Annotated in this window: 26 protein-coding genes and 1 riboswitch; of the genes, 7 read left to right on the top strand and 19 right to left on the bottom strand. The window is 67.2% G+C overall.

The features are described 5' to 3' along the window. Positions 1-24: 24 nt before the first annotated feature. The 6 genes from ACZYZF_RS07560 to thiO all read right to left on the bottom strand — a co-directional run bounded on the left by ACZYZF_RS07560 (position 25) and on the right by thiO (position 3441). Entirely contained in the window at positions 25-315 is a 291-nt protein-coding gene (locus ACZYZF_RS07560) for a WXG100 family type VII secretion target (protein WP_463835086.1), read from the bottom strand. Positions 316-331: 16 nt separating this feature from the next. Next, positions 332-631, bottom strand: a complete 300-nt coding sequence (locus ACZYZF_RS07555) for a hypothetical protein (protein WP_463742801.1) — start codon at positions 629-631, stop codon at positions 332-334. A 74-nt stretch (positions 632-705) separates the two neighbouring features. Then, positions 706-1482 (bottom strand): SGNH/GDSL hydrolase family protein, encoded by a 777-nt coding sequence (locus ACZYZF_RS07550; protein ID WP_463835085.1) that lies wholly within the window; start codon positions 1480-1482, stop codon positions 706-708. 6 nt (positions 1483-1488) lie between these two features. Then, positions 1489-2247, bottom strand: a complete 759-nt coding sequence (thiG, locus tag ACZYZF_RS07545; RefSeq protein ID WP_463742803.1) for a thiazole synthase — start codon at positions 2245-2247, stop codon at positions 1489-1491. Next, complete coding sequence (thiS, locus tag ACZYZF_RS07540) at positions 2240-2440, bottom strand: sulfur carrier protein ThiS (RefSeq protein WP_463742804.1); 201 nt, start codon at positions 2438-2440, stop codon at positions 2240-2242. The genes thiG and thiS overlap by 8 nt, the downstream gene beginning before the upstream one ends. Continuing rightward, a complete protein-coding gene (thiO, locus tag ACZYZF_RS07535; protein WP_463742805.1) occupies positions 2437-3441 on the bottom strand; it encodes a glycine oxidase ThiO in 1005 nt (334 codons plus the stop codon). Before thiO ends, thiS begins: the two co-directional genes overlap by 4 nt. Continuing rightward, positions 3431-3545: riboswitch (TPP riboswitch) on the bottom strand. Its footprint overlaps the gene before it by 11 nt. 39 nt (positions 3546-3584) lie before the next feature. Here thiO and thiE point away from each other — a divergent pair. Further along, positions 3585-4256 (top strand): thiamine phosphate synthase, encoded by a 672-nt coding sequence (gene thiE, locus ACZYZF_RS07530; RefSeq protein WP_463835084.1) that lies wholly within the window; start codon positions 3585-3587, stop codon positions 4254-4256. Here the strand turns inward: thiE and ACZYZF_RS07525 are convergent. Continuing rightward, positions 4240-4746: an NUDIX hydrolase gene (locus ACZYZF_RS07525; RefSeq protein WP_463742807.1), complete on the bottom strand. Its 507-nt coding sequence runs from the start codon at positions 4744-4746 to the stop codon at positions 4240-4242. The genes thiE and ACZYZF_RS07525 overlap by 17 nt on opposite strands. Before the next feature lie 135 nt (positions 4747-4881). Here ACZYZF_RS07525 and glnX point away from each other — a divergent pair, with 135 nt between their 5' ends. Genes glnX through ACZYZF_RS07510 form a run of 3 tightly spaced genes read left to right on the top strand, consistent with a single transcriptional unit; the run spans position 4882 to position 9451 of the window. Beyond that, positions 4882-6201 carry a protein kinase G-activating protein GlnX gene (glnX, locus tag ACZYZF_RS07520; RefSeq protein WP_463742808.1) on the top strand — a complete coding sequence of 440 codons (1320 nt, stop codon included), beginning with the start codon at positions 4882-4884 and terminating at the stop codon, positions 6199-6201. Beyond that, positions 6198-7169: a glutamate ABC transporter substrate-binding protein gene (locus tag ACZYZF_RS07515; RefSeq protein ID WP_463742809.1), complete on the top strand. Its 972-nt coding sequence runs from the start codon at positions 6198-6200 to the stop codon at positions 7167-7169. The genes glnX and ACZYZF_RS07515 overlap by 4 nt, the downstream gene beginning before the upstream one ends. After that, complete coding sequence (locus ACZYZF_RS07510) at positions 7169-9451, top strand: serine/threonine-protein kinase PknG (protein WP_463742810.1); 2283 nt, start codon at positions 7169-7171, stop codon at positions 9449-9451. Before ACZYZF_RS07515 ends, ACZYZF_RS07510 begins: the two co-directional genes overlap by 1 nt. 1 nt (position 9452) lies before the next feature. Here the strand turns inward: ACZYZF_RS07510 and ACZYZF_RS07505 are convergent, their stop codons facing one another. From ACZYZF_RS07505 to ACZYZF_RS07490, 4 genes are read right to left on the bottom strand one after another with little or no spacing between them, the layout of a single operon-like run. Beyond that, positions 9453-10583 carry an acetate kinase gene (locus ACZYZF_RS07505; RefSeq protein WP_463835082.1) on the bottom strand — a complete coding sequence of 377 codons (1131 nt, stop codon included), beginning with the start codon at positions 10581-10583 and terminating at the stop codon, positions 9453-9455. Then, a complete protein-coding gene (pta, locus tag ACZYZF_RS07500) occupies positions 10580-12658 on the bottom strand; it encodes a phosphate acetyltransferase (RefSeq protein ID WP_463835081.1) in 2079 nt (692 codons plus the stop codon). Before pta ends, ACZYZF_RS07505 begins: the two co-directional genes overlap by 4 nt. 19 nt (positions 12659-12677) lie before the next feature. Next, the gene (locus ACZYZF_RS07495; RefSeq protein ID WP_463835079.1) at positions 12678-13997 is read right to left on the bottom strand and encodes an aspartate aminotransferase family protein; all 1320 of its coding nucleotides are present in this window, start codon (positions 13995-13997) and stop codon (positions 12678-12680) included. 30 nt (positions 13998-14027) lie between these two features. Continuing rightward, on the bottom strand, positions 14028-15584 hold the full coding sequence (locus tag ACZYZF_RS07490) for an APC family permease (protein WP_463742814.1): 1557 nt from the start codon (positions 15582-15584) through the stop codon (positions 14028-14030). Between the two features lie 244 nt (positions 15585-15828). Between ACZYZF_RS07490 and ACZYZF_RS07485 the strand changes: the two genes are divergently transcribed. Continuing rightward, a complete protein-coding gene (locus tag ACZYZF_RS07485; protein WP_463835078.1) occupies positions 15829-16590 on the top strand; it encodes a GntR family transcriptional regulator in 762 nt (253 codons plus the stop codon). A gap of 2 nt (positions 16591-16592) precedes the next feature. On the opposite strand, the gene ACZYZF_RS07480 is transcribed toward ACZYZF_RS07485, so the two are convergent. Together ACZYZF_RS07480 and fgd are read right to left on the bottom strand one after the other, a co-directional pair. Continuing rightward, complete coding sequence (locus ACZYZF_RS07480) at positions 16593-17555, bottom strand: endonuclease/exonuclease/phosphatase family protein (protein WP_463835077.1); 963 nt, start codon at positions 17553-17555, stop codon at positions 16593-16595. 1 nt (position 17556) lies between these two features. Further along, a complete protein-coding gene (fgd, locus tag ACZYZF_RS07475; protein WP_463835076.1) occupies positions 17557-18567 on the bottom strand; it encodes a glucose-6-phosphate dehydrogenase (coenzyme-F420) in 1011 nt (336 codons plus the stop codon). A 34-nt stretch (positions 18568-18601) separates the two neighbouring features. Between fgd and ACZYZF_RS07470 the strand changes: the two genes are divergently transcribed. Next, a complete protein-coding gene (locus ACZYZF_RS07470) occupies positions 18602-19342 on the top strand; it encodes an MBL fold metallo-hydrolase (protein WP_463835074.1) in 741 nt (246 codons plus the stop codon). Here ACZYZF_RS07470 and ACZYZF_RS07465 read toward each other — a convergent pair. From ACZYZF_RS07465 to ACZYZF_RS07450, 4 genes are all read right to left on the bottom strand, one after another. Continuing rightward, a complete protein-coding gene (locus ACZYZF_RS07465) occupies positions 19339-19641 on the bottom strand; it encodes a hypothetical protein (protein WP_463835073.1) in 303 nt (100 codons plus the stop codon). The two genes, ACZYZF_RS07470 and ACZYZF_RS07465, sit on opposite strands and share 4 nt — an antisense overlap. 18 nt (positions 19642-19659) lie before the next feature. Then, positions 19660-20757, bottom strand: a complete 1098-nt coding sequence (locus tag ACZYZF_RS07460; protein WP_463835071.1) for an LLM class flavin-dependent oxidoreductase — start codon at positions 20755-20757, stop codon at positions 19660-19662. Beyond that, positions 20754-21239, bottom strand: coding sequence for a GNAT family N-acetyltransferase (locus ACZYZF_RS07455; RefSeq protein ID WP_463742821.1), 486 nt, complete (start codon positions 21237-21239; stop codon positions 20754-20756). Before ACZYZF_RS07455 ends, ACZYZF_RS07460 begins: the two co-directional genes overlap by 4 nt. A 104-nt stretch (positions 21240-21343) precedes the next feature. After that, on the bottom strand, positions 21344-22423 hold the full coding sequence (locus ACZYZF_RS07450; protein ID WP_463835069.1) for a class I SAM-dependent methyltransferase: 1080 nt from the start codon (positions 22421-22423) through the stop codon (positions 21344-21346). Positions 22424-22496: 73 nt separating this feature from the next. On the opposite strand from ACZYZF_RS07450, the gene ACZYZF_RS07445 reads away from it, so the two are divergent. Further along, positions 22497-23348 carry an SDR family oxidoreductase gene (locus ACZYZF_RS07445; protein WP_463742822.1) on the top strand — a complete coding sequence of 284 codons (852 nt, stop codon included), beginning with the start codon at positions 22497-22499 and terminating at the stop codon, positions 23346-23348. Here ACZYZF_RS07445 and ACZYZF_RS07440 read toward each other — a convergent pair. Together ACZYZF_RS07440 and ACZYZF_RS07435 are read right to left on the bottom strand one after the other, a co-directional pair. Beyond that, positions 23345-23755, bottom strand: coding sequence for a hypothetical protein (locus tag ACZYZF_RS07440; protein ID WP_463742823.1), 411 nt, complete (start codon positions 23753-23755; stop codon positions 23345-23347). The genes ACZYZF_RS07445 and ACZYZF_RS07440 overlap by 4 nt on opposite strands. Before the next feature lie 9 nt (positions 23756-23764). Continuing rightward, positions 23765-24979, bottom strand: coding sequence for an O-succinylhomoserine sulfhydrylase (locus ACZYZF_RS07435; RefSeq protein ID WP_463742824.1), 1215 nt, complete (start codon positions 24977-24979; stop codon positions 23765-23767). Positions 24980-24984: the final 5 nt, after the last annotated feature.

Below are 24984 nucleotides of genomic sequence, written 5' to 3'. Positions count from 1 at the left end.
TCGTTCTGACTGCTCAGGTTCAGATCAGCTGAACATTCCCGTCACATCGGACTCGGTGGTGTTGAGCGTCTCGATGCCCGCGTGAACCGCGGCGCACAGCTGGTCCAGCGCCTGAGCCTCTTCGTCGGCTTCCTTGTTCCACTCGCTGTACTGCTGATTGAACTGTTCCGAGGCCGTGCCACTCCACATCCCGCCGATGTCGGCCATCAGCGAGGTCTCTTCCTCGAGGATCTGTTTGACCTTGGCGGCCTCGGCATCCAGCTCGGCGGCCAGCTGCCGCGTCCGTTCGAACTGGACGCTGATATCGGTGCTCATTCGGAAACCTTCTGTTTCAAATGTTCATGGACTGGGCCAGCGAGCCCGCCGCGTCACTGTCGGTCCCCTCGTATGCCGCGATCGCCTCGCTGAGGAGGTGCGACATGTCGAGCTCTTCCCGACGGACATCCGATGCCTGCGTGAGGTAATTCGAGAGGGCGGTCTGGACCGCTGAGCCCGACGTTCCCGCCCATGCTGTGGCGAGCTCACCTGCGATCTCGGCGACGCGGCGCTCGTGCTGGGCGCGTTCGGCGGCGAATTTCGACAGTTGGGCAGACTTCTTCCGAAGCTCGTCACCATTCAACCCCAGGGCCATGGCACCTCCCTCAATGCAAGCCAGAACTTCTTCAAAGATTGTTACACGCCGCCATCAGCCCCGATGTCACGAATTCAGGCGCCGGCGCCGGCCTGCGCCACCACCAGATCGGCAACCGCCCGCATGCCCGCGGCGTTGGGATGCAGCGGCGCCGGCCGGCATGGCCAGGGCAAACCGGGCCGCGTCGTCCATGGCCGGGCCGACCAGGCATGGTGCGCCACGCTGGCCTGCGCAGCGCGAACCCATCCGCAGTCTGTCTGCGCGGCCGCCTCTCCGGTGAGTCGTTCCAGGGTGGCCGCGATGTGCCGTCCGAGCGCGACGTCGGCCTCCGACAGGGGCGGCGACACGACGCCTTCTGGCGGCAGCAGAGTCAGGTAGTCCACGAACAGCACCCGTGCCAGCGGAGCGCGCCGCCGGATCTCACGTCCCACGGTCACCAGTGCAGCTGCCACGTCGGTCAGCGCCGCCGCCCGTGCGTCGGGGTCGAGCAGGTCACGCAACCGCGAACCCAGCAGCGGCAGGGACCGGGTGAACCGAGGCAGCGCGGCGGCCATCAGCTGGGGCACGTAGCCGGCGTCGTTGCCACCGATCGTGACGGTGACGAGAGCCTCGGACCCGTCGAGCGCATCGATCTGCGGTGGCGCACCGTTCTGACGATCCCGCAGTATGTGCGCGGTGGTGGCCCCGGAGTAGGTCACATCTACCAGATCGAGCCCGAGCTGGGCGGCCACCAGATGCGGGTAATTGCGGGCCGAGCGGCCCGCCTGCCACGGCGCGCCGGCAGCCGACGGCTTGATCCCGGGCCCGGCCGCCATCGAACTGCCCAGGGCCACATAGCGTTTACCGTGCACGTCGAATCACAATGCCGGGCTCGACGCCTGCGCCCAGAACCGCTTCGGAATCCGGCCCGCCTGGCGTGCCAGATATCCGGCGGTGACGGCCGCCGACATCGCCGCAGCCATGGTGGGTGGATCGGATGCCCGGGTGACGGCGGTGGCCAACAGCACTGCATCGCAGCCCAATTCCATCGCCAGCGCGGCATCCGACGCCGTGCCGATCCCGGCGTCCAGCACCACCGGCACCCCGGCCTGCTCGACGATCATCTCGATGTTGTGCGGGTTGGAGATGCCCAGGCCTGTTCCGATCGGCGAGCCCAGCGGCATGACCGCGGCGCACCCGGTGTCCTCCAGCCGGCGGGCCAGCACCGGGTCGTCGTTGGTGTAGGGCAGCACGATGAACCCGTCATCGACCAATTGTTCTGCCGCCTTGACCAATTCGATGGCATCGGGCAACAGTGTGCGGTCATCGGCGATGACTTCGAGTTTGACCAGATCGGTGCCCAGCGCCTCGCGGGCCAACTGCGCGGTGAGCACGGCCTCGGCCGCGCCGCGACAGCCCGCGGTGTTGGGCAGCGCCGCGATACCGAGCCGGTTGAGCAGATCGAGCACTCCGGTGCCGGCCTCGGCGTCCACCCGTCGCATCGCCACGGTCGTCAACTCTGTCCCCGAGGCGACCAATGCCTCTTCCAGCACAGCCAGATTCGGCGCACCGCCGGTGCCCATGATCAGCCGGGAGCCGAACTCCCGGCCGCCGATGACGAGTTTTGAATCAGCCACCCTGCACCGCCGTCACGACCTCCACCCGGGCGCCGTCGGCCAGCGTCCGGTCCCATTCCGACCGGGGCAGCACTGTCCAGTCCAGAGCGACGGCGATGCCCTTGTCCGGAAAGCCGCGAGTCTCCAGGAGACCCTCGACGGTGGTCTGGTCGTCCACCTCCAGGGCCTCGTTGTTGACCGTGATGGTGATCATTTCGCTCCCACACTCATCTCGAGCTCAGCCGCGACCCGCTCAGCGGTCCACGGCGCCAACAGAAATCCGTTGCGGCCGTGCCCGACGGCCACCAGGGTCCGCTCGTCGACCCGCTCGACGATGGGCAGCCCGTCGGGCGTCATCGGCCGCAGTCCGGCCGCAGTCTCGGCCAGCTCGTACTCGCCCAGTGCGGGCATCACCGCGCAGGCGTCCTCGAGCAGGTCGCGCACCCCGCTGACCACCGGCGCCGTGTCGCGCCCGTGCTCGTACTGGGTGGCGCCGACCACCACGCCGTCGGCGCGCGGCACAAGGTACACCGGCCGGCCGTGCACACGGGCCCGGATCACCCGCTGCGGCACCGGCATACAGCCCTTACGCCACCGCAGCCGCAGCACCTCGCCCTTGACCGGGCGCACCGGCAGGCCCGGCCACAGCTTCGGGGAGTCGATCCCGTTGGCGATCACCCGCACGTCCGCCTCGATTTCGGACAGGTCCGCGACCGGCCCGGCCCACCGCACCGCCAGTCGTTCGCAGTGCGCGGCCAGCCCGTCGACCACGGCGCGGTTGTCCACGGCGAGTTCGGTGGTGGCCCGGAACCCGTGCCGGATGCCTTGGGCTAGTAGGGGTTCCACGTCACGCGCGGCCGTGGTCAGCTCGACCGGCTGTCCTTGGGCAGACAGCCATTCGGCGACGGTACGCAGATCGGCCACGTCGGCCCGGTCGACGGCGACCACCAGCGACTCGCGGGCGGTGACCACCTCGGGCGCCAGCCCGTCGAGAAACCCCGAGTGCCACAGCTTCAGCGATTCCAGGCCGATCTGCAGGATCTGCTCTTCGCCCGGCCAGCCTTCGCTGTGCGGGGCCAGCATGCCGCCGGCCACCCATGAGGCACCACGTTCGGTGGTGCAGTGCAGCCGCACGGTCCAGCCGTCCAGCGCAGCCCGGCGTGCGACAGACAGCCCGATGACACCGCCGCCGATGACGGCGAGTGTTCGCGCCATATCCGCTCCCTTCGCCGGCATGACCCGGATCAGGTGTGACGGTCAGGGCCGGTCCGTGTGCCCACTCTCAGCCCCTCGTCCCAGGGACTCCCGTATTGATTGCCAGTCCAGGGTACTCGGGCGGTACCCGCTACCGTCGCGGTGTGGAATCACCCGCCGACCGTTTGCAGCGCGCCACCCTCTACCTGTGCACCGACGCCCGCCGGGAGCGCGGTGACCTGGCCGAATTCGCCGACGCGGCGCTGGCCGGCGGGGTGGATCTGATCCAGCTACGCGACAAGGGCTCAGCCGGGGAGAAGCGGCTCGGCCCGCTGGAGGCCCGGCAGGAACTCGAGGCGCTGGAGATCCTGGCCGAGGCCGCCCGCCGCCACGGTGCACTGCTGGCGGTCAACGACCGCGCCGACATCGCGCTGGCAGCCGGAGCCGACGTGCTGCACCTGGGCCAGGACGATCTGCCGCTGGACGTCGCGCGGGGCATCATCGGCGATCGTCGCGTGATCGGTCGCTCCACGCATGACGCCGCGCAGGCCGCGGCGGCCGTCACCGAAGCCGTGGATTATTTCTGTGTCGGCCCGTGCTGGCCCACCCCGACCAAGCCGGGCCGAACCGCGCCGGGACTGGACCTGGTGCGCTCGACGGCGGCGCTGAACCCGGCCAAGCCGTGGTTCGCGATCGGCGGGATCGATCAGCAACGGCTGCCCGAGGTGCTGGCTGCCGGGGCCCGGCGCATCGTGGTGGTCCGCGCGATCACCGCGGCCGAAGATCCGCGGGCCGCAGCCGCCGAACTCAAGGCAATGATCAGCGCGGCGGGTTGAGTTCGAGCGGCAGGGACGCCGTCACCGCCCGAAGCTGCTCCCAACTGGCGGCGAACCCGGGATGCAGCGGCAACTCGGCGACCTCGTCCTCGGCCACCCAGCGCAACTCCGAGCTCTCCCGGTTCGGAATGGTCTCCAGCGGTGCGGGCACATCGGCGATCACCGTGGTGTAGCTCCAGTGCGTGCCGCCGGTGCCGGCCACCTCGGCCGTCACCACCGTGGTCCGCACGGTGAGCTGCTCGGCGGTCACCCCGGCTTCCTCGTTGGCCTCCCGGACCGCGGCCTGCTCGGCGGTCTCGTGACTGTCGCGGGCACCTCCGGGCAAGGCCCAGGTTCCGCCCTGATGACTCCACGGGGCGCGGTGTTGCAGCAGCACGGCCGCCGATCCACCCGGCCACGGCGCGCGCAGCAACAGGCCGGCCGCACCGTGCCGCCCCCAGTAACGGGCGCCGTTGTCGGAGAACACCCAGCCGTCACCGTCGCCTCGCACCCGTACAGAATAGGGAACGTCGCCAGTTTCGGTGGGGCCCAATTTCTCCGCGAGCCTAAGCGCAGCCCTCTTAGAATTTTTTTATAGTGTGGGGACAGCCCGTTTGCACCGAAACTAAATGAGGTCCGCGCACAGGTGACTGTGGAGTTGGCACATCCCTCGACCGAACCGCTCGCGTCCCGGTCGCCGACCACTCCTGCGCACCCGCGGTGGTGGTTCCTGTGGACCACCCCCGGACGCATCCTGACGATCGGACTGGTGCTGTCGGCACTCGTGATCGCCAGCGCGTTCGCCACATCCACCACGATCAACGACCGCCAGCAGGCGCTCACCACGGTGCTCGATCACACCGAGCCCCTGGCATTCGCGGCCGGCCAGCTCTACACCACGCTGTCGGTGGCCGACGCCGCCGCGGCCACGGCCTTCATCGCCGGGGCCGAGCCCCGCGACGTGCGGCAGCGCTACGAGCAGGCCATCACCGACGCCTCGGTTGCGGTGACCCGGGCTTCGAGCGGGTTGACCGACGAAGAGCTGGTGCAGCTGCTCGGCCGGATCAATGCCCGGCTGGCCGTCTACACCGGCCTGGTGGAGACCGCGCGGACCAACAACCGGGCCGGCAACCCGGTCGGCTCGTCATACCTGTCGGAAGCCTCGGCGCTGATGCAGTCCCAGATCCTGCCCGACGCGCAACGCCTGTACGAGGAGACCTCCGCACGGGTGGATGCCGAGACGACGGCCTCCACCCGGATCCCCGCCGCGGTGATGTTGGTGGTGCTGGCGACGTTGATGTTCGGCGCGTTCGCCAACCGCTGGTTGGCACGACGCACCCGGCGCCGGGTCAACATCGGTTTCGTGGCCGGCGGGATGGCCGTGCTGATCATGCTGATCTGGGTGACGACGGCACTGGTGATCTCGACATCGGACAGCCGCAGCGCCAAGGACACCGCCGCCGAATCCCTGAAGACCGTGACCAATCTGGCCATCACCGCCCAGCAGGCCCGGGCTGACGAAACGCTGGCCCTGATCCGGCGTGGCGACGAAAACCTGCGTAAACAGTCCTACTACCAGCGCATCGAGGCCATGCAGCAACAGCTCGCCCAATATCTGGCCCGCGACACCCGCATCGACAAGAGCGATCTGACGGGTGCCGAAGATCTGCTCACCAAATGGCGGGCGGCCGATGACCGGATCAACGCGTATATCGCGGTGGGCAATTACCAGGCCGCGACGCAGGTGGCTCTGGGCACCGGCGAGGACGATTCCACGTCGGCCTTCGACAAACTCGACGATTCGTTGTCCAAGGGCATCGAACAGAGCCGCAGCCAGTTGCGCAACGACATCGCCAATGCCCGCCGGGTGCTGTCCGGCGCGACCGTGGGTGCCGCCCTGCTCAGTGTGGCCGCGGCGCTGGCGGTGGCGCTGGGCCTGTGGCCTCGACTCAGTGAGTACAGATGATGGCAAAACTGCGAAAGATGTTGGCCGCGCTGACCGCAGCCGTGGCGGTGGCCGGATGCGGTCAGAGTGCACCGGCGTTGACCGTGCCGACGATGACCCTGGCCCCGCCCAGCCCGGCCGGCATGCAGGAGCTGGCGCCTCAACCGGTTCGGGTGCCGGAGCCGGAGACCGACGAGTGCAACCGCACCGCCAGCCTGCGACCGTTCACCAACAAGGCCGACGCCGACGCGGCAACGGCCAGGATCCGCGACCGCGGGCGGTTGGTCGTCGGGTTGGACATCGGCAGCAATCTGTTCTCGTTCCGCGATCCGATCACCGGTCAGATCAACGGGTTCGACGTCGACATCGCCGGGGAGGTCGCCCGCGACATCTTCGGCACCCCCTCACAGGTCGAATACCGCATCCTGTCCTCGGCCGACCGCATCACCGCACTGCAGAACAATCAGGTCGACATCGTGGTCAAGACCATGACGATCACCTGCGAGCGCCGCAAGCAGGTGAACTTCTCCACGGTGTACCTGATGGCCCACCAACGCATCCTCGCCGCCCGCGATTCCAACATCTCGCAGGCCTCCGACCTCTCGGGCAAGCGAGTCTGCGTGGTGGACGGCACCACCTCACTCAAGCGGATCCAGCAGATCAGCCCGGCACCGATCATCGTCTCGGTGGTCACCTGGGCCGACTGCCTGGTGGCGTTGCAGCAACGCCAGGCCGACGCGGTCAGCACCGACGATTCGATCCTGGCCGGGCTGGTGGCCCAGGATCCGTATCTGCACATCGTCGGTCCCAGCCTCAACGAGGAGCCCTACGGCATCGGGTTGAACCTGGAGAACACCGGGCTGGTCCGGGTCGTCAACGCCACGCTGGAACGCATCCGCCGCGACGGCACCTGGAACACCTTGTACCGCAAGTGGTTGACCGTACTGGGTCCGGCACCGTCTCCCCCGGTCGCGAGGTATGTCGACTGATGAAGAAACCCGACGACGCCGATTTGCCGGTGCCTCCCGATTCCGACCCCGATACGAGCGGAGGGCCCGGTACGCAGCCGGCAAGCCTGGAAGACCTCGACATGGATTCGCGGTCGACCATGCGGCCGATGGCCACCCAGGCCGTGTTCCGTCCGGAGTTCGGCGACTCCGACGACGGGCCGTACGGCGACACCGAACCGCAGAACCTCGCGACGATCGCGACCCGGACGCTCTCGCCGGCCCGCAGGCTGGGCGGCGGCCTGGTCGAGATCGCGCGGGTGCCCGAGCGCGATCCGTTGACAGCGCTGATGACCAATCCGGTGGTGGCCGAACAGAAGCGGTTCTGCTGGAACTGCGGCAAGCCCGTCGGTCGATCGTCATCCGACGGGCATGCCCTGTCGGAGGGTTGGTGCCCGCACTGCGGCAGCGCGTATTCGTTCCTGCCGCAGCTGTCCCCGGGCGAGATCGTTGCCGACCAATACGAGATCAAGGGCTGTATCGCCCACGGCGGGTTGGGCTGGGTGTATCTGGCCTTCGACCACAACGTGAACGAACGTCCCGTCGTGCTGAAGGGCTTGGTCCATTCCGGTGACGCCGAGGCCCAGGTGATCGCCATGGCCGAACGCCAATTCCTGGCCGAGGTGACGCACCCGGGGATCGTGAAGATCTACAACTTCGTCGAACACGATGACAAGCACGGCAATCCTGTCGGGTACATCGTGATGGAGTACGTCGGCGGGACATCGCTCAAACAGGCCAGGGGAACTCGGCTTCCGGTGGCCGAGGCGATCGGCTACATGCTGGAGATCCTGCCCGCGCTGGGCTATCTGCATTCGATCGGGCTGGCCTACAACGACCTGAAGCCCGAGAACATCATGATCACCGAGGAGCAGCTCAAGCTGATCGACCTCGGAGCCGTATCCAAGCTCAACTCCTACGGATACCTCTACGGCACACCAGGATTCCAGGCTCCCGAGATCGTGCGTACCGGGCCCACGGTGGCCACCGACATCTACAGCGTGGGACGCACGCTGGCCGCGCTCACCCTGAAACTGCGGACCCGGCGGGGTCGTTACGTCGACGGGCTGCCGTCCGAAGATCCGGTACTCGACACCTACGATTCCTTCGGCCGGTTCCTGCGCCGCGCCATCGATCCGGATCCGCGACGCAGGTTCACCAGCGCCGAGGAGATGTCGTCCCAGCTGCTCGGCGTGCTACGCGAGGTGGTGGCCACCGACTCCGGAATTCCCCGCCCCGGCCTGTCGACGGTGTTCAGCCCGTCCCGGTCCACGTTCGGGGTCGATCTGCTGGTGGCACACACCGACGTTTACGTTGACGGGCAGGTCCATTCGGAGAAGCTGACCGCACAGGAGATCGTGCGGGCGCTGCCGGTGCCGCTGGTGGACCGCACCGACGTCGGGGCTCCGCTGCTGGTGGCCAGTGTGCTCAGCCAGCCCGTGCACACCCTGGACCAGCTGCGCGCGGCCCGCCACGGCGCGATCGACGCCGAGGGCGTGGACGTGTCCGAATCGGTGGAACTGCCGTTGATGGAGGCACGCGCCCTGCTGGATCTGGGCGATGTCGCCAAGGCCACCCGAAAGCTCGACGAGCTCGCCGTGTGGGCCGGTTGGCGCTGGCGGCTGGTCTGGTTCCGCGCCGTGGCCGAGATGCTCTCAGCCGATTATGACTCGGCCACAAAGCATTTCACCGAAGTCCTGGACACGTTGCCCGGGGAGCTGGCCCCCAAACTGGCGTTGGCCGCGACGGCCGAACTGGCCGGCAACGCCGACGAGCTGAAGTTCTACAACACCGTGTGGAGCACCGACAACGGCGTGATCTCGGCCGGCTTCGGGTTCGCCCGCGCCGAGTCTGTTGCCGGGTCGCGGGACAAGGCGGTCCAGACCCTGGACGAAGTTCCGCCCACCTCACGACATTTCACCACGGCCCGGCTGACGAGTGCGGTCACCCTGCTGTCGGGGCGGTCCACCGGTGAGATCACCGAGCAGAACATCCGCGATGCGGCGCGGCGGGTGGAGGCGCTGCCCGATTCGGAACCACGGGTGTTGCAGATCCGGGCCCTCGTGTTGGGCACCGCGATGGACTGGCTGGCCGACAACACTGCGAGCAGCAATCACATTCTCGGATTCCCGTTCACCGAACACGGTCTCAAGCTCGGCGTCGAGGCGTCGCTGCGGGCGCTGGCCCGCGTCGCCCCCACCCAGTCGCACCGCTATGCCCTGATCGACCTGGCCAACAGTGTGCGGCCGATGAGCACCTTCTGAATCAGGCCAGGGCCGCGCAGGCCTTCGCGATCGCCAATTCCTCATTGGTCGGCACCACGAGCACCGTCACCGACGAGTCCGGGGTCGAGATCCGCCGGGCCTCGTGCGCTTGCACCCTGTTGAGTTCCTCGTCGATCTCGATCCCCAGCGCGCTGAGTCCGGACAATGCGTCGCGGCGCACCGCGGCGTCGTTCTCCCCGACCCCCGCGGTGAAGCTGATGACATCGGTACGACCCAGCACCGCCAGATATCCTCCGACATACTTGCGTAGCCGGTGGATGTAGACGTCGTACGCCAATTGCGCATTCTCATCACCGGATTCGATGCGCGCGTGTAACTTCCGGAAGTCGTTCTCGCCACCGAGGCCACGGACACCCGACTGGCGGTTGAGCATCGTGTCGATGTCCTGGACGTCCATGTCCGCCGCACGGCGCAGATACAAGATGATGCCGGGGTCGATGTCGCCGCTGCGGGTGCCCATCACCAGGCCCTCCATCGGCGTCAACCCCATCGACGTGTCCACGGGCCGGCCGCCGGTGATAGCGCTGGCCGACGCACCGTTACCCAGGTGCAGCACAATCTGATTCAGCGACTCATAGGGCCGGTCCAGGAACGTGGCGGCCTGCTCGCTGACGTACTGATGCGAGGTGCCGTGAAAGCCGTACCGCCGGATACCCCAGCGCTCGGCCACCTCACGATCGATGGCATAGGTCGCCGCCGCCGCGGGCAGGTTGTGGAAGAACGCGGTGTCGAAGACCGCCACGTGAGGCAGATCGGGCAACAGCTTGCGGGCTACCTCGATACCGAGGATGGCCGGCGGATTGTGCAGCGGGGCCAGTGGCGACAGCTCTTCGAGCTTGGCGATCAGATCGCCGTCGATCAGGGTGGGCTGGTAGAAGGCCCTGCCACCGTGCACCACCCGGTGCCCCACTGCCACCAGACCCAGGGTGTCGAGGTGCAGACCCTGACCCGCCAGTTCATCGAACGCCGCCCGCAGTGCGGCGTCATGGTCGGGCACCTGCTCCGAGCCGATCTGCTCGATGATGCCGTCGGCCAGGAATTCTCCCGAATCCGGTTTCACCACGGCATATTTCAGTGACGAAGATCCGGAGTTGACCACCAGAACCGTCATGGTTGCCCCTGTGCCTGGATCGCCGTGATCGCCACGGTGTTGACGATGTCCTCCACCAGGGCGCCGCGGGACAGGTCATTGACCGGCTTGTTCAGACCCTGCAGCACCGGGCCGATCGCGATCGCGCCGGCGCTGCGCTGTACCGCCTTGTAGGTGTTGTTGCCGGTGTTGAGGTCGGGGAAGATCAGCACGGTGGCCCGCCCCGCCACCGGCGAGTCGGGCATCTTGGTGGCCGCCACCGACGGCTCCACCGCCGCGTCGTACTGAATCGGCCCCTCCACCAACAGATCCGGTTCGCGTTGACGCACCAGTTCGGTTGCCGCCCGAACCTTGTCGACGTCGGCCCCGGTACCCGAGGTTCCCGTCGAATACGACAGCATGGCGACCCGCGGATCGATGCCGAACTGCGCGGCGGTGCGCGCCGAGGAGACCGCTATGTCCGCAAGTTGCTCCGAGGTCGGGTCCGGCACGATCGCGCAGTCGCCGTAGGCCAGTACCCGGTCGGCGAGACACATCAGGAAGATGCTCGACACCGTCGAGATCCCCGGCGCGGTGCGAATGATCTCGAAGGCCGGCCGCACGGTGTGCGCAGTGGTGTGCGCGGCGCCCGACACCATGCCGTCGACCATTTGGTTATGCACCAGCATCGTGCCGAAATACGAGACGTCGTGGATGATCTCGCGGGCCTGCTCGACAGTCACGCCCTTCTTTCGGCGCAGCTCGGCGTACTGCTCGGCGAACCGGTCGCACAACTCGCTGGTACGCGGGTCCAGCACCACGGCCGCATCGATGTTCACCCCCAGTTCTGCTGCCCGGGAGCGGATCTGACTTTCCTCGCCGAGGATGGTCAGCTCGGCGACCTCATGCTGCAACAACCGGCCCGCGGCCTTGAGGATGCGGTCGTCGGTCCCCTCCGGCAGCACGATGCGCCTGCGGTCGGAGCGGGCCTGGTCGAGCAGTTGGTAGGTGAACATCTGCGGCGTGGTGACCGCGGGAATCGGGATGCTCAGCTGCGCGATCAGATCGTTGACGTCCACGTGCTTGTCCATCAGCGCGAGCGCGGTATCGATCTTGCGCTGCGATTTCGCCGTGACGCGGCCGCGTGCACCTGCGACCCGGCTTGCGGTCTCGAAGGTGCCGTACTTCGTGGCCACGATCGGCAGCCGCAGACCCAACCCCTCGACCAGCGACGCAACAGCGGGATGCAGTTCGAGCCCACCGTTGAGGATGATGCAGGACAGTGACGGAAAGCCCTCTGCGGCATGGGCACTCACCACAGCGAGCACCACATCGGACCGGTCACCCGGCGTCACCACGGCGACACCCTCGGTCAGCCGCTCCAGCACATGCTCAGCCGTCATCCCGGCCACGAGCACGCCCATCGCCTCGCGCGACAGCAGCGCCGGATCCCCGGCGATCACCGTGCCGTCGACCGCCACCTGCAGTTCGGCCACCGACGGGGCGAACAGCAACGGCTCCTCGGGCAGTACATAGGCGGGCGTGCCGAGCGGCTTGAGGGCCTCGGCCACCGCATCCAACTGCGCGGGGTCACACCGGTTGGCGACCACGGCGGCGGCGTGCGCATGCTGATGGTTCAACTCGGCCAGGCACACCTCGGCCACATGAGCGACCTCCTCAGGCGTGCGGTCCGCCGCCTTGACCGCGAGCACGACGGGCGCACCGAGATTGACCGCGATGCGCGCATTCATGCTGAGCTCGCTGGGGGTGGCGACGGCGGTGTAGTCGCTGCCGACGATCAGCACGGCATCACACTGCTCGGCCACGCGGTGGAACCGGTCGACGATATCGGCGATCGCGACGTCGGGATCCTCGTGCACCTGCTGGTAGCTGACCCCGACACATTCGTCGTAGCTCAACCCGGCCGTGGCACTGGCCAGCAACAATTCGAGGATGTAGTCCCGATTCTCGCCGAGGCGTGTGATCGGACGGAACACCCCCACCCTGGGCACCGTCGCAGCAAGTCGATGCAGGATGCCCAGCGCAATCGTCGACTTGCCGGTGTCACCTTCGGGTGAGGCTACGTAGATCGCGGTCGCGATGTCTCCATCCGGCACCGCTCCAGCATTCCCTAGATCAGGGCAGCGCCGCCACCGCCCCCGCAAATTCCGTACAGAACCAGTCCACGTCGCTCATCGAGAACACCAACGGTGGACGCACCTTGAGAACGTTGCCGTGCGTGCCGCACACCGAGATCAGCACCTTGCGGTCGCGCATCGCGTTGACCAGGTCATGGGCGCCGGCGCGGTCAGGGGTCCTCAGGTCGGGGTCGGTGACCATTTCGACGCCCACATACAGCCCCGACCCGCGGATATCCCCGATGCGGGGATTCTCGGCGGCCACCCGGGTGAGCTCGTCGCGCAGGGCCGTGCCGACCCGCGCCGCGTTGGCCATCAGCCCGTCGTCCTCGATGACGTCGAGGACGGCGGCCGCCGCGGCCATCGACACCGGATTGCCCCCGAAGGTGTTGAAGTACGGCACTTCGTGGGCGAACGCCTCGAGCACGTCGCTGCGGGCGGCCATGGCCGCAACCGGCAACCCGTTGGCCATCGGCTTGCCCATGGTGACCAGGTCGGGCACGACACCGTGCCGGGTGAAGCCCCACATCGACTCCCCGGTGCGGCCGAAACCGGGCTGCACCTCGTCGGCGAGGAACACCCCGCCGGCCGCACGGACCGCCGCCACCGCCGGCGCCAGCACCGAGGGGTCCGGGTAGATGCCGTCGGACGAGAAGAAGGTGTCCACGATCAGGCAGCTCAGCCCGACACCGGCCGCCTTCAGCTCGGCGATCGCGGTTTCCACATCGGCCAGGAACCGGCCTGCCACATCGGCACCCGAGCGGTAGCTGTCCGGTGCGGCCACGGCGCGTACATGCGAACCGATGGTGGTAGCACCACCGATCGACGGTGAAATCGCCGTCACCGCTTCGGTATTGCCGTGGTAGGCGTCGCGGGTGACGATCACGCCGCGTGCCCCGGTGTACCGCTGGGCCACCCGCAGGGCCAGGTCGTTGGCCTCCGAACCGGTGCAGGCGTACATCACCTGGTCGACTTCACCCGGAAGTGTGGCCAGCAGCCGCTGCGAGTACTGCACGATGCCGTCGTGCAGGTAGCGGGTATGGGTGTTGAGTGTCTCGGCCTGGCGGGTGATGGCTGCCACCACATGCGGGTTGCAGTGCCCGACGCTGACGACGTTGTTGTACGCATCGAGGTAGCGCGCACCGTCGGCGTCGAACAGATGGCTGCCGCGCCCGCGGACCAGGTGTACCGGCCGTTCGTAGAACAGCCGGTACGCCGGGCCCAGCAGGTGGGTGCGGGCCTCGATCAGCTTTTCGGTGTCAGGATCGGTCGAAATACCGCTGTAGCTGTTCGAATCCATGATGTTGGAAAAACTCATGGCATCCCTTTCGCGACATGCGGCCACCCGCTAACGTTCGTGCGCTTCCTCCAACACTGTGCGCCCGATATCGGAATAACGTTCCGGATCCCTGAATTTCAGGAACAGCGCCCACAGCACGCCCCCGATCCCGGCGATGCCGACAACATACGGGATCGAGGTGAAGATCCAGTCGGAAGCGGCCGTGCCCGCAGCAAACGACGCGTTCTTGGCCAGCAGATAGATGACGTAGAGCATGCCGGTTCCGCCCAGCAACGGCGCCAGGAAGGTGGTGAACCAGTTCGCCGTCTCCGGGTGGCGCTTCTGTACGTGGAAGTAGGAGATCACCGAGAACGCCGCCAGGGCCTGCACGATCATGATGGCCGTGGTGCCCAGCAACGCCATCAGGCCGTAGAGCCCGGTGTAGGGGTCACGTCCGGTGATGTCGAAGAACATCACCACCACGGTCGCGAAACCGGTCTGCACAAATCCGGCGATGTGGGGCGAGCCGTGTACCGGGTGGGTGGAGCCGATGGTCTTGCGCATTCCCGGCAGGACGTTCTCGCGTCCGAGGGCGTAGAGGTACCGGGCGGCGCAGTTGTGGAACGCCATGCCGCAGGCGAAGGAGCCTGACATCAGCAGGATCTTGAACAGGTCGACGGCCCAGTCGCCGAGGTGCAGGCGCACCGGGTTGAAGAAGATGTCACCCGCGGTCGTCGAATCTTGCGCCAGCGCAATGGCATTCTGCGGCCCGGTGCCCACGATCGCCAACCACGAAACCAGCACGTAGAACGCGCCGATGCCGACCACCGAGCTGATCACCGCGATCGGGATGATCTTCTTGGGGTTGCGGGACTCCTCGCCGTACATGGCACTGGATTCGAAGCCCACCCAGGACCAGAACGCGAAGAACAGACCGACGCCGGCCGATCCGGCGACGGTGATCATACTGCCGTCGACACCGGCCACCTCGCCCGAGAGACTCTGAAAACCGTTGAGCGGGTTGAGCGATCCCAGCGACCAGCCCTGCGGGCCGCCACCGGTGAACACGACTGACAGCGCCATCATGGCCAGCATGATGATCTCGGTGATCAGGAACACCGCGAGCACCTTGGCCGCCAGGTTGATGTCGAAGTAGGTCAGCACGGCGTTCACCGCCAGCATCACCACGGCGAAGAGGATCCACGGCACATCGACGTTGAAGAACGACTTGAACAGATCGTTGCCGAAGAACGAGAAGATGCCGATCAGCGAGGCCTCGAACACCATGTAGGCCAATGCGGTCAGGAATCCCGCACCGAGACCGACGACACGCCCCAGTCCGTGCGAGATGTATCCGTAGAAGGCACCGGTAGCGGTGATGTGCTTGCTCATCGCCGCGTAGCCGATGGCGAACAGGGTCAGCACGATGGTGGCGACGAAGTATCCGGCGGGCGCGTTGACACCGTTGCCGAAGCCGACCGCGATCGGCACATTGCCGACCATGGCCGTGATGGGGGCGGCCGTCGCGACTGCCATGAACAGCACGCCGACCAGCCCCACGGCGTTGGGTTTCAGGCGCTGGATTCCGGCACTCGACGGTGCCGGCGGATCGATGATCTCGCTCATTGCGGGTCCTAACTGAGGACGACTTTCGGACCACTATTTGGTCTGATTGTTCGGGGTCGCCGACGGCATTGTGGTGCGACGCAGCACATTGTTAGCCCGCAGAGGCGGCCGCGGCAACTCGAAACTTATTGCAGGTCAAGTCATTTGTTGCCGCTACGTTACGAACCTGGGAACCGTGAAACGGGGAGGTTAACCGGTCGGTTTTGGTCTGCTCTGCCCGGTCGATTTGGTCCATACTCGCGCTATGTCCACGACATCGGGCGGCCCCGTCGCCGAGGACGTGCGCCGGCGCATCCTGTCCATGTTGGCCGCGGGCGCCCTGCGGCCCGGCTCGCGGCTGGGCACCGAGCGTGAGATGGCGGCGGACTTCGCGGTGTCGCGCTCCACGTTGCGCAGCGCACTGCTGCCGTTGAGCCAGGCCGGCGTGCTGGAGCGCCGCACCGGGCGCAACGGTGGCACCTTCGTGCGCGCCGACGTCGTCGAACGCAATGCCGCCGAACTGGCCGGCTTACCTGCCCGATTGCACAGCGGCGGCCACACCAGCGCCACCCGGGTACTGGCGACCGACCGCAGACCGGCCACCCCGGTGGAGTCGCACGCCCTCGAAATCGCCGATGGAGCAGATATATTCACGGTCCGGCGGCTGCGGTACGCCGACGGTGCACCGTTGTCGGTGGACCTTTCCTGCTTCGACGCCGAGCGCATGGACGACCTGCTGGAACAGCCGCTCGGCGGTTCGCTCTACGAGTTGGTGCGCGTACGGTACGGCCTGAGCCCCGCTGCCACCACGGAGACCATCGAAGTGGTCAGCGCCAGCCCGCGCGAAGCACAATGGCTCGACATCGCCCAGCGCAAACCGCTCTTGGCCATCACGCGCGTCACCCGCGACAGTAACGGCCGGCCGTTCGAGTACGCCTATGACCTGTTCCGGGCCGACCGGGTTCGGCTCACCGCCACCAGCCACGGCAGTGCCGGCGCCGTGCGGCGGTCGGTGAGCAGCGCCTGACGTCAAATGCCTTGCGGGACTATGATATCCGCGATGAGTGCCAGGTGGTCGGCACCTGGTACGAGCTCTGTTCGTACCGCGGTGGCATCTGCATTGCGCAACAGCACATGGTCGATGCCGACGGCGGGTACCCGCCTGGGGCCGACCGGGAAAGTGCGGATCAAGCCCCCGCCGGCCTGCTCCGCGGCGTCGCGGTAGCCGGTGGCCAGCAGTTCCCGGAACGGCAGCATGTCGTAAGTGGCATTGAAGTCCCCGGCAACGATCACCGGGCCCGGTCCGGCGTCGGCGGCGAGCTGCCGCAGCATCGTGGGGAACCTTTCCATGTCCTGGCGCCATGACTCGATCGGCTGCGGCCACGGCGCGGCGAAATGGACACCGACCAGGACCGGGGCCACCGCGACCTCGGGCACGTGCAACCGCGTCCGCAGCATCACCATCGAATAACCAGGAACGTGAGCGCTGTCGGTCAGCGGGAACCGGCTCCATATCCCCAGGCCGCCGGCCATCGGCTCCGGGTCGAAGATCCGGTGGCCGAAGGACTTCTCCAGCCCCGCCGCGATCAGGCCGTCGGCAGCTTCCTGCGTGAGCTCCTGCAGCACTACGACATCAGCGGTGCGCTCGGCAGCGGCCACCACGGCGGCCGGGTCACCCCGCCCCATACCGAGATTCGAGCTGAACACCCGAACCGGTGCCGACTGTGCCGTCACCGCCTCCGGACCCAGGTACTGCGGCACGTGGATCACCGCGGCCGCCAGCGTCAGCACCACGGCCAGCGTTGCCAGCACCCGCCGCCGGCCGAGCATCAGCATCAGCACCGCCACCGGCGCTGCCAAGGTCAGGTACGGCGACGCCGTGGCCAACAGCACCGTGCCGTGGCGGCCCAGCGGTACGTAGCGCACCGAGAGGCCCACCGCAGCGATCACCGCCGCAACCACCCCGAAGAGGGTCGCGAGAATTCGGATCAAATCAGCCGAGCTTGCGCAGCCGGGGCTCCAGATCCGTCTTGAACAGTTCGAGGAACCGGCGTTGATCGTGTCGCGGGTCGTGGAACACCAGGTGGTTCAGGCCCCACTTCACGTACTGGCCGACCATCTCGACGGCCTCGTCGGGATCAGAGGCCACGATCCAGCGCTTGGCGACCTGTTCGATGGGAAGCTCGTCGGCGGCCTTCTCCATCTCCATCGGGTCGTTGATGCTGTGTTTCTGCTCGGCGGTCAACGACAGCGGCGCCCAGAACCGGGTGTTCTCCAGCGCCTTCTGCGGGTCGGGATCGTAGGAGATCTTGATCTCGATCATCCGGTCGATGTCCTCTGGATTGCGCCCGGCGGCCTCGGCACCTTCCTTCACCGCGGGGATGAGCTTGTCCTTGTAGAGCTCCTCGCCCTTGCCCGACGTGCAGATGAACCCGTCACCGGCCCGGCCCGCGTACTTGGCGACCTGCGGTCCACCGGCGGCGATGTAGATGGGAATGCCGCCCTCGGGGACGTCGTAGATCGAGGCGCCCTTGGTCTTGTAGTACTCGCCTTCAAAGTCGACGCGGTCGCCGAGCCACAGCTCGCGCATGAGCTTGACCGACTCGCGCAGCCGGGCGTAGCGCTCCTTGAACTCGGGCCAGTCGCCCTCGTAGCCGGTGGCGATCTCGTTGAGCGCCTCACCGGTACCCACCCCGAGGAAGATCCGGTCGGGGTACAGACATCCCATGGTCGCGAAGGCCTGCGCGATGACCGCAGGGTTGTACCGGAACGTCGGCGTCAGCACCGAGGTGCCCAACACCAGCCGCTCCGTGCGCTCACCGACCGCCGTCATCCAGGCCAGGGAGAACGGTGCGTGCCCGCCCTCGTGACGCCACGGCTGGAAATGGTCGCTGACCGTCGCACTGTCCATGCCCGCCGCCTCTGCGGCGACCGCCAGCTCCACCAGTTCACGCGGAGCGAACTGCTCCGCCGATGCCTTGTATCCCAGTTTCAGTTCAGCCACGGTTCGTTTCTACTCCTATGCTTAAACTCGCGACATGGCAGCAGCCCTGACCGCGATCACCGAGCATGTGCACTTCGCGCAAACCGACTTGGTCAACTGGACGCTCGTGACCGACGGGGATCGGGTCATGCTGATCGACGCCGGGTTCCCGGGGCAGCGCGAAGACGTCATCGGATCGGTCCGCCGGCTGGGGTTCACCGTCGACGACATCGCCGCCGTCCTGCTGACCCACGCCCACATCGACCATTTCGGAACTGCCATCTGGCTCGCGAAAACCCATGGCACACCGGTGTTCTGCCACGACGCCGAACTCGGCCACACCAAACGTGAATATCTGGAACAGGCCGCCCCCGCTGACGTGGTCCGCAACATCTGGCAGCCCCGCTGGCTGAAGTGGGCGGCCACCATCACCGCCAAAGGCGGGATGAACCACGCCGGCATACCGACCGCGCAGGCGCTGACAGCCGAGACCGCGGCGGGCCTGCCCGGGACGCCGGCGCCGGTCCCCACGCCGGGGCACACCGGCGGTCACTGCTCGTTCATCGTCGACGGGGTCCTGATCAGTGGCGACGCCCTGGTCACCGGGCACCCGCTGTTGCGCCATACCGGCCCGACGCTGCTGCCGGCGCTGTTCAATCACGACGAGGACGGCTGCCTGGCCAGTTTGACGACGCTGGCGGCAGTCGAGGCCGAGGTGATGCTGCCCGGACACGGCCCGGTGTGGCGCGGATCGATCGCCGACGCCGCCTCCGCGGCCGCCGCTCTCCACGCCTAGTGCTGCAGGATCCGGTACCCCAGCAGGAAGAATCCGGTCAGGCACAGGCCGCAGGCCAGCACGATCGTCGGCATCAGGACCATCTGGTCGAGCTCGTCGGGGTCGAACTCCTCGTCGTCGTACACCGACCCGAACAGCACCCGGGCAAACCTGGTCCGGCGGAATGCGTGCATCCGCCGCCGAGACTCCGCCGATTCGGACCGGCGACCGATGAAAAGCCGCAAGGCCACCCCGATCGCAAACACCACCGCAGCCGCTACCAGTAGCAGCGATCCCACGATTACCTGCAGACTCGGCATCGCAGGCCAGCCTAGCCGCTATTGGTGCCACCGCTCGGCGATCAGCTGGTGGGAGCGCAGCCGGTCGGAGTGCCGGTGCGTCACCGAGGTGATGACGAGCTCGTCCGCCCCGCTGACCCGCTGGAGTGCCTCCAGCCGGGTGGCCACCTGATCGGGGTCACCGACGAATTGTGTTGCGATACGGTCCCGGACCACGTCCAGCTGCTCGTCGGACAGCGGCCCGCAATCGGCGGGATCCGGATAGGGCACCGCGCCGCCGCCGGCCCGGATCGAATACACCCAGTGGCCGTAGCTCGACGCAAGATGTCGTGCGGTGGATTCATCGTCGGCCACGACCACGTCGGCCGACACCGCCACGTACGGTTCGGACAGGCTCTCCGACGGCGTGAATCCGTTGCGGTACACCTCGATTGCCTCAAGCGCGGTGGCCGGCGTGATGTGGTAGCTCGCCACGAACGGCAGCCCGCGCGCGGCCGCGACGCGCGCACTCTGCCCCTTGCTGCTGCCGAACACCCACGGTGTCAGGCCGGCGCCCGCACCGGGAACGGCTGTGCCCACCTCGTAGCGCCCGGCGAGCATGGCCAGGATGTCGTCCACTTGTTCGGCGAAATCCGGTGTGAGAGCTTCGGGTTGCTGCAACACCGCCATCCGCGACCGCAGCCGCGGGTCCCGCATCAGTGCACTGACGTCGTAGGGCGCCGGGATCACCACACCGTCGATCTCGTGCCACTGGCGCGGCGGTCTGGGCTCACGCGGCTTGTCCCGCACCGCTTCGGCGCGTTTCTGACCCGAGCGGCCCACGCCCAGATCGATCCGGTCGGGGTAGAACGCGGCCAGCGTGCCGAAGCTCTCGACCACCGAGATCGCCGTGGTGTGGCCGAGTTGCACGGCCGCGGTGCCGATCCTGATCCGTTCGGTGGCCGCGGCGATCTGGCCCACGAGCACCGCGGGCGACGAGCTGGCGACCGATACGAAGTGATGCTCGGCGACCCAATACCGTTGGTAGCCCCACTGTTCGGCGTGACGGGCCAGATCGACGGTGTTGCGCAGCGCCGTCTGGGCGTCGCTGCCCGCACTGATCGGAGCCAGGTCGAGGATCGAGAGCGGCGCGCTCACGTCAGCTCCTTCTCGAAGGCGATCGGGAAGACCGTCCCCTCCCCCTCGGGCGGCAACGGTGCGAGCAGCCGGGTGTAGCCCGCGGAGTCGTAGAGCGCCTCGGCCTCCGGCTGCAGGTGACCCGTCGTCAGGTAGACCCTCCGGTACCCGCGCGCGGCGATCTCGCATTCGAGATGGGCGAGCAGCACGCGGCCGTATCCACGCTGCCGGTAGCGACTGTCGGTCCAGATGCGTTTGAGCTCGGCGGTCTGGGTGTCGAATCGGGTGAATGCCCCGCCGGTCACCGGCACGCCGTCGAGCACGCCGATGTACAGGCCGCCGCCCGGCGGGGCGAACTCGTCCGCCGACTTCCCGCGCAGCCAACCCATCATCTGCTCCGGCGTTCCGCCGTAGCGCCCCGAGTACTCCACCGCCAGCTCGGTCATCAGCGGGAGAGCCAGTGGGTCCTCCAGGCCGACCGCGACAAACCGCACACCACTCACGGGGGCTGACTTAACCACCGTTTCGATACCCACGGCACTTCCAACGCGGGTCATGCCGGGAACATGCCCACCGGCTCAGCCTGATTAAAAGCCCGGCGAGCTGCTCATTTCCTGGCGAGGTAGTAGTAGTTCGACGGGTCCTGCTCGACCTCGGAGACTTTCACGTCAGTGAATCCGGCGTCGGTCAGCATCGACACAGCCAGCTGCCTGCCCCACATCGTGCCCAGCCCGGCGCCTCCCAGGCCGAGCGAGACCGACATGCAATGCGTCAGGGAAACGGCGTAGCGATACGTACTCATCGCAGCGCCGATGTTGTCCTCGAGTCGGCTGGAGGCCTTGATGTCGGCCATCACCAACACGCCACCCGGCCGCAACGCGCGATAGATGTTCTCCAGTACGCGGGCCGGCTGCGCCTGGTCATGAATCGCATCGAATGCCGTGATGACGTCGTACGCCGCGGTCTGGTCGAGGTCCGCCAGGTCGGCAGCCACGAACGAGACATTGGTCAAACCACGTTGCGCCGCCTGCGCGGCCCCGGTGGCGATCGCCTCCGGCGAGAAGTCGATGCCGGTGAAACGGCTGGCCGGGTAGGACCGGGCCATCAGGCCGACCGCGTACCCACTGCCACAACCGAAATCGGCGACGTCGATTCCGCTCTCGAGCCGTCGAGGAAGTCCATCGACCAACGGCAGCACGGCACTGATCAGCGCAGCGTCGAATACCTCACCACTCCGCTCGGCCATCACGGTGTGGAAGCGCGGATAGTCGTCGTAGCTGAGACCACCGCCATCGCGGAAGCAGCCGAGGATCTTCTGTTCGACTTCGCACATCAGCGGGACGTACTGGGCCAGGCGCGCCAGATTGCCCAGACCGGCGTCGCGCGTGAGTGCAGCGGCGCGGTGGCGGGGCAATCGATACGTCGAGGACTCCGCGTCGTAGTCGACCACCCGCCCCGCGGCCATCCCACCGAGCCATTCACGGACGTAGCGCTCATCGAGGCCGGCCAACTCGGCGATCTCAGCGCTGGTTGCCGACGGCAGCTTCGCCATCGCGTCGAACAGCCCGGTCTGGTGGCCCAGGCTCATCAGCAGGACCAGGCCCGCACTGTCGATCGCGGAGGTGATCCGCTCGGAGAAGTCTTCTACGGTCTCGGTAACTACCGGCTGGTCAGTGCCATTCACCATCACGCCCGCCCAGACTACGCCGCCTCGGCCACCCCCTTCCGCGCCAAACTTGACACGTGTAAAGTTCGGCGCCATGGACAACATCCGGGGCAAGACCATCGCGATCACCGGCGCCGCCCGCGGCATCGGTTACGCCACCGCCAAGGCCCTGCTGGCCAAAGGCGCCCGCGTCGTCATCGGCGACCGTGACGTCGCCCTTCAGGAGTCGGCCGTAGTCGAGCTGACCAAGCTCGGACAGGTCTCCGGCTACCCGCTCGACGTCACCGACCGGGAGTCCTTTGCGACATTCCTGGACAAGGCCCGTACCGACGGCGGCGGACACATCGACGTGCTGATCAACAACGCCGGTGTCATGCCGGTCGGCCCGTTCCTGGAACAGAGCGAACAGTCGATCCGGTCCAACATCGAGGTCAACGTGTACGGCGTGCTCACCGGCTGCCAGTTGGCGCTGCCGGAGATGGTGAAGCGCCGCAGCGGCCACGTCATCAACATCGCCTCGCTGTCGGGCCTGATCCCGCTGCCGGGCCAGGTGGTCTACGTCGGCGCCAAGTACGCCGTCGTCGGTCTGACCACCGCGCTCGCCGATGAAATGGCCCCGCACGGGGTGGACGTGTCGGTGGTCATGCCGCCGTTCACCAACACCGACCTGATTGCGGGCACCAAGTCCGGTGGAGCGATCAAGCCCGTCGAGCCCGAGGACATCGCCGCCGCCATCGTCAAAACCTTGAACAAGCCCAAGACCCACGTGTCAGTGCCGCCACCGCTGCGCTTCACCGCCCAGGCCGCGCAGATGCTGCCGCCCAAGGGCCGGCGCTGGATGAACAAGAAGCTGGGCCTGGACAACGTGTTCCTGGAGTTCGACGCCGCCGAACGCAAGAGCTACGAGGACCGGGCCCAGAAAGCTCAGGGAGTCATCGAAAGCTAGAACTTCGGCAGGGGTTGACCGGCGCGGTAGCCCTCGATCACGTCGAGGGCACCGCCGCGCAATTCGTCGTGGGTGAACTCGTAGCGCTCGACGCTGCCGACGAACACCACCCGCACGATCTCGCCGTCCTCGGCCGCGTCCAGCCACAGTGAGGTCACCGGGAGGCCGTCGGACACCTGGGCGCCGGACGGCTCGTAGAACCACACCGCATAGTCGTCGTTGGACTCGTCTTCGTCGAAAGTCCAGCCGCGGGCGGTGATTCGCTCATCGAACTCGGCCAGATCGGCGACGACGGCATCCGGGATGTCGGCCAATTGCTCGACGGACTCCGCCGACACCCGGTTCACGCCCCGGTCGGCCTGCCGCTTTTTGCGGCGGGCCTTCTTGGCATCGGAGCCCTTGGACACGTCTGACCCCTAGCTCAGCGCCTGGTCGAGATCGGCGATCAGATCCTCGGTGCCTTCCAGACCGATCGAGATGCGCACGACGCCGTCGCCCAGCCCGATCGCGGCGCGACCCTCCGGGCCCATGGCCCGGTGCGTGGTGGTGGCCGGGTGGGTGATCAGCGTCTTGGCGTCGCCGAGGTTGTTCGAGATGTCGATGACGCGCAGCTTGTCGAGCACCTCGAACGCGCGCGCCTTGCCATCGGTGCCCTTCAGCTCGAAGGTGATGACGGTGCCGCCACCGCGCATCTGACGCTGGGCCAGGTCGTACTGCGGATGCGACTTCAAGAACGGGTACTTCACCCAGCTCACCGACGGGTGGCCTTCCAGGAACTCGGCGATCCGCTGCGCCGAGCGATTCGAATAGTCCACCCGGACCGCAAGCGTCTCAAGGCCTTTCAACAGCGTCCAGGCATTGAACGCGCTGATCGCCGGACCGGTGTGGCGCATCAGCTTCTGCACCGGGCCGTCGATGTACTCCTTGTCGCCGAGGATCGCCCCGCCGAGCACGCGGCCCTGCCCGTCGATGTGCTTGGTGCCCGAATACACCACCACATCCGCGCCGAGCGGCATGCCCTGCTGCAACAGTGGCGTGGCGAAGACGTTGTCCAGCACCACCTTTGCGCCCGCGGCATGGGCCAGCTCGGACACCGCGGCAATATCCACCAGGGATTGCATCGGGTTGGACGGCGTCTCGAAGAACACCGCCGTCGTCGGCACCGAGAGTGCCTCTTCCCATTGCGCGAGGTCTTCGCCGTCGACGAACACCGTCTCCACACCCCAGCGCGGCAGGATCTCGTTGCACACCACGAAACACGACCCGAACAGGCTCCTGGCAGCCACCAGGCGGTCACCGGCACCCAGGAGTGCGCCCAGTGCGGTGAACACCGCTGCCATGCCGGTGGCCGTCGCGAAACATGCGGGCGCATCTTCGATGAGGCGCAGCCGCTCCTCGAACATCGAGATGGTCGGGTTGCCATACCGGGAGTAGACGAAACGGTCGATCTCGCCGGTGAACGCCTGCTCGGCCGCGGACGCGGACTCGTAGACGTACCCCGAGGTCAGATACATCGCCTCGGCGGTTTCCTCGAACTCCGACCGCAGGAGACCGCCGCGCACACCGATGGTGGCCTGGCTCACGCCCTCGGGCAGAGCAGCCGGGATCCGGACAGATGGGATGTCAGTCATCGAAC

Source organism: Mycobacterium sp. IDUB_24, from assembly GCF_055419385.1.
This window is presented reverse-complemented; position numbering and strand designations above follow the sequence as displayed.